The sequence below is a fragment of the Acinetobacter sp. YH12140 genome (genome assembly GCF_013418475.1).
Classification (GTDB): Bacteria; Pseudomonadota; Gammaproteobacteria; order Pseudomonadales; family Moraxellaceae; genus Acinetobacter; species Acinetobacter amyesii.
Genome location: NZ_VPBZ01000021.1, coordinates 1 through 7,815 on the forward strand (window position 1 = coordinate 1; position 7,815 = coordinate 7,815).

The 7,815-nt window shown below is 52.6% G+C and carries 6 protein-coding genes and 5 pseudogenes; 2 read left to right on the forward strand and 9 right to left on the reverse strand.

Features of this window, described 5'->3' with window-relative positions; all coding sequences use genetic code 11:
• A pseudogene (locus FTU75_RS17785) lies at positions 1 to 75 on the forward strand (IS6 family transposase); the annotation flags it as partial.
• Positions 76 to 204: 129 nt separating this feature from the next.
• On the opposite strand, the gene FTU75_RS17790 reads toward FTU75_RS17785, so the two are convergent.
• The 8 genes and pseudogenes from FTU75_RS17790 to dfrA16 all read right to left on the reverse strand — a co-directional run bounded on the left by FTU75_RS17790 (position 205) and on the right by dfrA16 (position 6,995).
• A complete protein-coding gene (locus FTU75_RS17790) occupies positions 205 to 705 on the reverse strand; it encodes a GNAT family N-acetyltransferase (RefSeq protein ID WP_000376623.1) in 501 nt (166 codons plus the stop codon).
• 127 nt (positions 706 to 832) lie between these two features.
• The gene (gene sul1 / locus FTU75_RS17795) at positions 833 to 1,672 is read right to left on the reverse strand and encodes a sulfonamide-resistant dihydropteroate synthase Sul1 (protein WP_000259031.1); all 840 of its coding nucleotides are present in this window, start codon (positions 1,670 to 1,672) and stop codon (positions 833 to 835) included.
• Positions 1,666 to 2,013, reverse strand: coding sequence for a quaternary ammonium compound efflux SMR transporter QacE delta 1 (locus FTU75_RS17800; protein WP_000679427.1), 348 nt, complete (start codon positions 2,011 to 2,013; stop codon positions 1,666 to 1,668). The genes sul1 and FTU75_RS17800 overlap by 7 nt, the downstream gene beginning before the upstream one ends.
• Before the next feature lie 116 nt (positions 2,014 to 2,129).
• Positions 2,130 to 2,968: pseudogene (aadA1, locus tag FTU75_RS17805) on the reverse strand (ANT(3'')-Ia family aminoglycoside nucleotidyltransferase AadA1).
• Positions 2,969 to 3,060: 92 nt separating this feature from the next.
• Complete coding sequence (locus FTU75_RS17810) at positions 3,061 to 4,320, reverse strand: chloramphenicol efflux MFS transporter CmlA6 (protein WP_001256773.1); 1,260 nt, start codon at positions 4,318 to 4,320, stop codon at positions 3,061 to 3,063.
• Positions 4,321 to 4,534: 214 nt separating this feature from the next.
• Positions 4,535 to 5,373, reverse strand: a pseudogene (locus FTU75_RS17815) (AadA family aminoglycoside 3''-O-nucleotidyltransferase).
• Between the two features lie 117 nt (positions 5,374 to 5,490).
• Positions 5,491 to 6,357, reverse strand: a complete 867-nt coding sequence (locus FTU75_RS17820) for a PSE family carbenicillin-hydrolyzing class A beta-lactamase CARB-2 (RefSeq protein WP_001931474.1) — start codon at positions 6,355 to 6,357, stop codon at positions 5,491 to 5,493.
• 164 nt (positions 6,358 to 6,521) lie between these two features.
• Positions 6,522 to 6,995 (reverse strand): trimethoprim-resistant dihydrofolate reductase DfrA16, encoded by a 474-nt coding sequence (gene dfrA16 / locus FTU75_RS17825; RefSeq protein WP_032490158.1) that lies wholly within the window; start codon positions 6,993 to 6,995, stop codon positions 6,522 to 6,524.
• Positions 6,996 to 7,150: 155 nt separating this feature from the next.
• Between dfrA16 and intI1 the strand changes: the two are divergent.
• Positions 7,151 to 7,687, forward strand: a pseudogene (gene intI1, locus FTU75_RS17830) (class 1 integron integrase IntI1); the annotation flags it as partial.
• A 53-nt stretch (positions 7,688 to 7,740) separates the two neighbouring features.
• Here intI1 and FTU75_RS17835 read toward each other — a convergent pair.
• Positions 7,741 to 7,815: pseudogene (locus FTU75_RS17835) on the reverse strand (IS6 family transposase); the annotation flags it as partial.

Below are 7,815 nucleotides of genomic sequence, written 5' to 3' on the forward strand. Positions count from 1 at the left end.
GGCCAGGCCTCAGCATTTTATTATGGTGATCCCCTGGGCGAAATGCGCCTGGTAAGCAGAGTTTTTGAAATGTAAGGCCTTTGAATAAGACAAAAGGCTGCCTCATCGCTAACTTTGCAACAGTGCCTCGCGGTCGGACTGCAAGTGATCTTGAAGCCACGGGCCCGTCCCACCCCGACATGGACCTCGATGCCCGAACGGACGTTAGATTTCGAGTTCTAGGCGTTCTGCGATGAAGGTTGGATCCCAGCCGGGATTGAAAGTGTCGACGTGGGTGAATCCGAGCCGCTCGTATAGGCCACGCAGGTTCGGGTGGCAGTCGAGCCGCAGCTTGGCGCACCCCTGCGTTCGCGCGGCATGGCGGCAAGCCTCGATCAGCGCGGAGCTGACACCCCGGCCCGCATGTGTCCGTCGCACCGCGAGCTTGTGCAGATATGCGGCCTCCCCCTTGAGGGCGTCGGGCCAGAACTCGGGATCCTCGGCCGACAAGGTGCAACAGCCGACGATGCCGTCGCTGCAACTCGCGACTAGGAGCTCGGATCTCAGGACGAAGGTCTCCGCGAATGTCCGGTCGATCCGCGCGACGTCCCAGGCGGGCGTTCCCTTGGCGGACATCCACGCCGCAGCGTCGTGCATCAGCCGCACAACCTCGTCGATATCACCCGAGCAGGCGACCCGAACGTTCGGAGGCTCCTCGCTGTCCATTCGCTCCCCTGGCGCGGTATGAACCGCCGCCTCATAGTGCAGTTTGATCCTGACGAGCCCAGCATGTCTGCGCCCACCTTCGCGGAACCTGACCAGGGTCCGCTAGCGGGCGGCCGGAAGGTGAATGCTAGGCATGATCTAACCCTCGGTCTCTGGCGTCGCGACTGCGAAATTTCGCGAGGGTTTCCGAGAAGGTGATTGCGCTTCGCAGATCTCCAGGCGCGTGGGTGCGGACGTAGTCAGCGCCATTGCCGATCGCGTGAAGTTCCGCCGCAAGGCTCGCTGGACCCAGATCCTTTACAGGAAGGCCAACGGTGGCGCCCAAGAAGGATTTCCGCGACACCGAGACCAATAGCGGAAGCCCCAACGCCGACTTCAGCTTTTGAAGGTTCGACAGCACGTGCAGCGATGTTTCCGGTGCGGGGCTCAAGAAAAATCCCATCCCCGGATCGAGGATGAGCCGGTCGGCAGCGACCCCGCTCCGTCGCAAGGCGGAAACCCGCGCCTCGAAGAACCGCACAATCTCGTCGAGCGCGTCTTCGGGTCGAAGGTGACCGGTGCGGGTGGCGATGCCATCCCGCTGCGCTGAGTGCATAACCACCAGCCTGCAGTCCGCCTCAGCAATATCGGGATAGAGCGCAGGGTCAGGAAATCCTTGGATATCGTTCAGGTAGCCCACGCCGCGCTTGAGCGCATAGCGCTGGGTTTCCGGTTGGAAGCTGTCGATTGAAACACGGTGCATCTGATCGGACAGGGCGTCTAAGAGCGGCGCAATACGTCTGATCTCATCGGCCGGCGATACAGGCCTCGCGTCCGGATGGCTGGCGGCCGGTCCGACATCCACGACGTCTGATCCGACTCGCAGCATTTCGATCGCCGCGGTGACAGCGCCGGCGGGGTCTAGCCGCCGGCTCTCATCGAAGAAGGAGTCCTCGGTGAGATTCAGAATGCCGAACACCGTCACCATGGCGTCGGCCTCCGCAGCGACTTCCACGATGGGGATCGGGCGAGCAAAAAGGCAGCAATTATGAGCCCCATACCTACAAAGCCCCACGCATCAAGCTTTTGCCCATGAAGCAACCAGGCAATGGCTGTAATTATGACGACGCCGAGTCCCGACCAGACTGCATAAGCAACACCGACAGGGATGGATTTCAGAACCAGAGAAAGAAAATAAAATGCGATGCCATAACCGATTATGACAACGGCGGAAGGGGCAAGCTTAGTAAAGCCCTCGCTAGATTTTAATGCGGATGTTGCGATTACTTCGCCAACTATTGCGATAACAAGAAAAAGCCAGCCTTTCATGATATATCTCCCAATTTGTGTAGGGCTTATTATGCACGCTTAAAAATAATAAAAGCAGACTTGACCTGATAGTTTGGCTGTGAGCAATTATGTGCTTAGTGCATCTAACGCTTGAGTTAAGCCGCGCCGCGAAGCGGCGTCGGCTTGAACGAATTGTTAGACATTATTTGCCGACTACCTTGGTGATCTCGCCTTTCACGTAGTGAACAAATTCTTCCAACTGATCTGCGCGGGAGGCCAAGCGATCTTCTTCTTGTCCAAGATAAGCCTGTCTAGCTTCAAGTATGACGGGCTGATACTGGGCCGGCAGGCGCTCCATTGCCCAGTCGGCAGCGACATCCTTCGGCGCGATTTTGCCGGTTACTGCGCTGTACCAAATGCGGGACAACGTAAGCACTACATTTCGCTCATCGCCAGCCCAGTCGGGCGGCGAGTTCCATAGCGTTAAGGTTTCATTTAGCGCCTCAAATAGATCCTGTTCAGGAACCGGATCAAAGAGTTCCTCCGCCGCTGGACCTACCAAGGCAACGCTATGTTCTCTTGCTTTTGTCAGCAAGATAGCCAGATCAATGTCGATCGTGGCTGGCTCGAAGATACCTGCAAGAATGTCATTGCGCTGCCATTCTCCAAATTGCAGTTCGCGCTTAGCTGGATAACGCCACGGAATGATGTCGTCGTGCACAACAATGGTGACTTCTACAGCGCGGAGAATCTCGCTCTCTCCAGGGGAAGCCGAAGTTTCCAAAAGGTCGTTGATCAAAGCTCGCCGCGTTGTTTCATCAAGCCTTACGGTCACCGTAACCAGCAAATCAATATCACTGTGTGGCTTCAGGCCGCCATCCACTGCGGAGCCGTACAAATGTACGGCCAGCAACGTCGGTTCGAGATGGCGCTCGATGACGCCAACTACCTCTGATAGTTGAGTCGATACTTCGGCGATCACCGCTTCCCTCATGATGTTTAACGCCTGAGCTCAGCCGACCGAAACCGCGTAGCGGTTTTGGGTCGGCTGCAGCGATTTGTTGGGCGATAGCTTGCCACATTCTCTCAACGATTGGGATTTGATGTACTTTCCGCACTTTGTAGCGCGACCACATCATGCTCCCCCTGGCCGCGAGAGCCCTTCACTCGGGAAACACAAGACAGACCGAGCACGACTGTTGCAAGGGTCAAACAGTACACGACAACCGGCCAAGCCGTGTTGCGCGGCAACAGCGAAATGATCAACGTTCCGATGCTTCCTAGCAGTACACCGCCCAAGCAGAAGTAGACTGCCGTGACCGTTCCAGCAACATGGTCGAATCCTCGAAGAGCGCCATTGGGCGCCACAGATACCGCTGTGGCGACACCAATACCCACTAGCCACATTGGAGCAATAAAGCCTAACACGGACTGCAAAGCCCATATTTCGGTGATGGCAAGCAATACTGCTCCAGCTATCAGGCATCCCATTCCCATTCGCAAGACACTTGGGCTGCCCCACTTGGGTATCACACGCCCCATAAAACGAGCCGTAAACACCATGGCAATTGCCACTGTGGCGAACAGCAGGCTGAAGCCAAGCTGAGACACACCTTGCCTGCCCATCATTAGTCCGGGCGCAATGGAGAAAAAGACGAAGAAGCTACCCATTCCAGCGGCGTAACACAACGTGTACAACCAGAAGTTCAGGCACTTAACGGGGAGTAGCAGCTGCGACCATTGCAAGCCCGCAACTCGTTGCACCCGGGTTTCAGGCCAGAATCGCCACGCTGCTGCAGATGCAGCGATCATGCCCAAACCTAGAAACGCAAAGATAGCCCGCCACCCAAGCCACATGTCGACGAGCGCTCCGAGCAATGGGCCTACCGCCGGGACTATGGCCAGCATGGATCCGAGTATGCCGTAAATGACATTACTTTCCTCGCGACCTGCGTAAATGTCACGTACTGTTGCAAATGTGGAAACAAGGCACGCCGAGGCACCACAAGCCTGAAGAATCCGAAGCCCCAGAAAGACTTCAGCCGATGACGTAAGAGCGAGGCCCATTGACGCCACAACGTAGGCGAGGCCACCTCCCAGTAGAACGGGGCGGCGCCCCAGTCGGTCCGATAGCGGTCCAAACAAGAGCTGACCGGCACCAATCATGACCAAGTACGTTGTCAGCGTAAGCTGAATTGTGCTCGCTGTCGTACCAAGCGCGTTTGGCATAAACGGCACTGCTGGCAAGTACATGTCCATGCCGAGTGATGCCAATAAATCGAACGGTGATAACAACAACACCGTGGCGGCAAGGGAGTACCGCCAACTAAAGTTTTTTGAGCGCACGAAACCATCTCCTTGAACAAAGGATTTGGCGGCGCTCCCGTAGAGCAAAAGGATTCATGAGAACGCCGCAACAACCGAAAAATGAAGGTTGCTGCGGCTTACTTGTCTGCGTTCTTGGAAGTGCTCATCTGCTGACTATCTCATGATTAAATTTGAATCGTAACAACTTTCAAGCAACTCTGCAAGGAGCCTTATTGTGCGCCCAACGCCGGAGTTAAGCCGCCGCGCGTAGCGCGGTCGGCTTGAACGAATTGTTAGACATCATTTACCAACTGACTTGATGATCTCGCCTTTCACAAAGCGAATAAATTCTTCCAAGTGATCTGCGCGTGAGGCCAAGTGATCTTCTTTTTGTCCCAGATAAGCTTGCTTAGCTTCAAGTAAGACGGGCTGATACTGGGCAGGTAGGCGTTTTATTGCCCAGTCGGCAGCGACATCCTTCGGCGCGATTTTGCCGGTTATTGCGCTGTACCAAATGCGGGACAACGTAAGCACTACATTTCGCTCATCGCCGGCCCAGTCGGGCTGCGAGTTCCATAGCTTCAAGGTTTCCCTCAGCGCCTCGAATAGATCCTGTTCAGGAACCGGGTCAAAGAATTCCTCCGCTGCCGGACCTACCAAGGCAACGCTATGTTCTCTTGCTTTTGTAAGCAGGATAGCTAGATCAATGTCGATCATGGCTGGCTCGAAGATACCCGCAAGAATGTCATTGCGCTGCCATTCTCCAAATTGCAGCTCGCGCTTAGCCGGATAACGCCACGGGATGATGTCGTCATGCACGACAAGGGTGACTTCTATAGCGCGGAGCGTCTCGCTCTCGCCAGGGAAAGCCGAAGCCTCCATAAGGTCATTGAGCAATGCTCGCCGCGTCGTTTCATCAAGCTTTACGGCCACAGTAACCAACAAATCAATATCGCTGTATGGCTTCAGGCCGCCATCCACTGCGGAGCCGTACAAATGCACGGCCAGCAATGTTGATTCCAGATGGCGCTCAATGACGCTTAGCACCTCTGATAGTTGGTTCGAAATTTCGATGGTCACCGCTACCCTCATGATGTCTAACGCCGCCATAAGTTGCGGCTTTGGAGTTGATTGTTTTGTGGTAGCGTAGCGTTAAACCACAAAACAAGCGACGGAAAAGCCGTCAACTTGATGGCCTTGTTAGCCTTATCAGCGCGACTGTGATGTATAAACGTCAAAAATTGAATGACCAATTTTAACAATCGCATCATTTCGCTCTGCCATTGAAGCCTGTGTTTGAGCTAGATAGATGCTCACAATAATTGGGGCTTGATGCTCACTCCACACAACTGCTGTAATACTCCGAGCACCAAATCCGCCAGCACCTGAGCGATCCGCAATGTTCCATCCCGCCGGCAATACTGAACGTAGTAAATTACCAGTGACTTGATTGTTCACCATCCAAGACTCTAATTTTTTCTGGTTCATTTCAGATAGCGCGGAACCAAATAAAAATTTATTCAAAGTACTGGCTATTGCCTTAGGAGTTGTCGTATCCCTCAAATCACCGAGCTTACCTTCATTTAAATCAGGCTCAATACGGTCTAGACGAGTCTCTTTGTCCCCAATTTGTCTTAAAAAATCAGTAACGCCTTTGGGGCCACCTACAGCACTTAGGATGATATTTGCCGCAGTATTATCACTTGTAGTCATAGTTGCGAAGCACGCATCATCGAGTGTGATTGCCTGCCCTACTTGCTTTTCTATTACAGGGGAATAGGTCACAAGATCTGCTTTCTTAATCTCGACTGTACTATTGGGATTAACTTTTCCTTGCTCAGCATCATATAGTAATTTAGCGCAAGCTATTGTTTTAAAAGTACTTGTTAACGGGAAGCGCTGATTGCCATTGTAATCCCAATATTCTCCATTTTGAGTATCAAGAACGGAAACACCTATACGAGCAGAAAGAGAAACTTCAATTGCCTTAACGTCTTGTTCAACTTGCTGAAACTTTGAACTACTTGCAAAAACCACGGATGGTATTAAAAGCGAAAATGCCAATAAAAACTTCATGTAAGTAACCCCATAATTTTGATTGTCACACATTTTATATAAAAGCATGAGGCTCCATAATATGGCTAACGCCCGCCTCAACTGCCGGAGGTTAATGGCGCCTTTTTTGCAGCTCCACCGCAAAAAAAGGTGACAGTAACCGGAGGTCAGATTGCAGGCGCTTGTTAACTCTTTTGCCAGATTTGATAACAATAGTTAATGTTAGACTCGAAATCTTGCTCAAATACCAACTTGAATGTATCTGGGATTTCAGGAAAAACTATGTCTCCATCTCGCTCGATGTCGACTGTTGAAATATGCAAAGTATCTACTTTGGAAATCAAGCTTTTGTATATTTCACCACCACCAGAAACGATAACATGATCCGTGATTTCCTCTAAATTTATTAAGGCATCCTGAATTGAGGAGAAAACCATTACACCCTCATCATTCGTAGAAAAATTAGAGCGAGTTACAACTGCATACTTTCGATTTGGGAGAGCGCCCATTGACTCAAAAGTTTTGCGTCCAACTAAAAGCCATTGATTATATGTAATTGCCTTAAATAGAAGTTGCTCGCCTTTGGCGCTCCATGGAATATCTGGTCCATTACCGATAATACCGTTCTTCGACTTGGCAGCCATTAGTGATAACTTCACGATTTCTCCCTCGAGTTAACTTTGTTTTAGGGCGACTGCCCTGCTGCGTAACATCGTTGCTGCTCCATAACATCAAACATCGACCCACGGCGTAACGCGCTTGCTGCTTGGATGCCCGAGGCATAGACTGTACAAAAAAACAGTCATAACAAGCCATGAAAACCGCCACTGCGCCGTTACCACCGCTGCGTTCGGTCAAGGTTCTGGACCAGTTGCGTGAGCGCATACGCTACTTGCATTACAGCTTACCAACCGAACAGGCTTATGTCCACTGGGTTCGTGCCTTCATCCGTTTCCACGGTGTGCGTCACCCGGCAACCTTGGGCAGCAGCGAAGTCGAGGCATTTCTGTCCTGGCTGGCGAACGAGCGCAAGGTTTCGGTCTCCACGCATCGTCAGGCATTGGCGGCCTTGCTGTTCTTCTACGGCAAGGTGCTGTGCACGGATCTGCCCTGGCTTCAGGAGATCGGAAGACCTCGGCCGTCGCGGCGCTTGCCGGTGGTGCTGACCCCGGATGAAGTGGTTCGCATCCTCGGTTTTCTGGAAGGCGAGCATCGTTTGTTCGCCCAGCTTCTGTATGGAACGGGCATGCGGATCAGTGAGGGTTTGCAACTGCGGGTCAAGGATCTGGATTTCGATCACGGCACGATCATCGTGCGGGAGGGCAAGGGCTCCAAGGATCGGGCCTTGATGTGGCACTGTTGCAAAGTTAGCGATGAGGCAGCCTTTTGTCTTATTCAAAGGCCTTACATTTCAAAAACTCTGCTTACCAGGCGCATTTCGCCCAGGGGATCACCATAATAAAATGCTGAGGCCTGGCC

Bases quoted from the DNA above. Each gene is read 5' to 3' on its own strand.
- FTU75_RS17790 (WP_000376623.1), bottom strand. From the start codon at position 705: ATGGACAGCGAGGAGCCTCCGAACGTTCGGGTCGCCTGCTCGGGTGAT.
- sul1 (WP_000259031.1), bottom strand. From the start codon at position 1,672: ATGGTGACGGTGTTCGGCATTCTGAATCTCACCGAGGACTCCTTCTTC.
- FTU75_RS17800 (WP_000679427.1), bottom strand. From the start codon at position 2,013: ATGAAAGGCTGGCTTTTTCTTGTTATCGCAATAGTTGGCGAAGTAATC.
- FTU75_RS17820 (WP_001931474.1), bottom strand. From the start codon at position 6,357: ATGAAGTTTTTATTGGCATTTTCGCTTTTAATACCATCCGTGGTTTTT.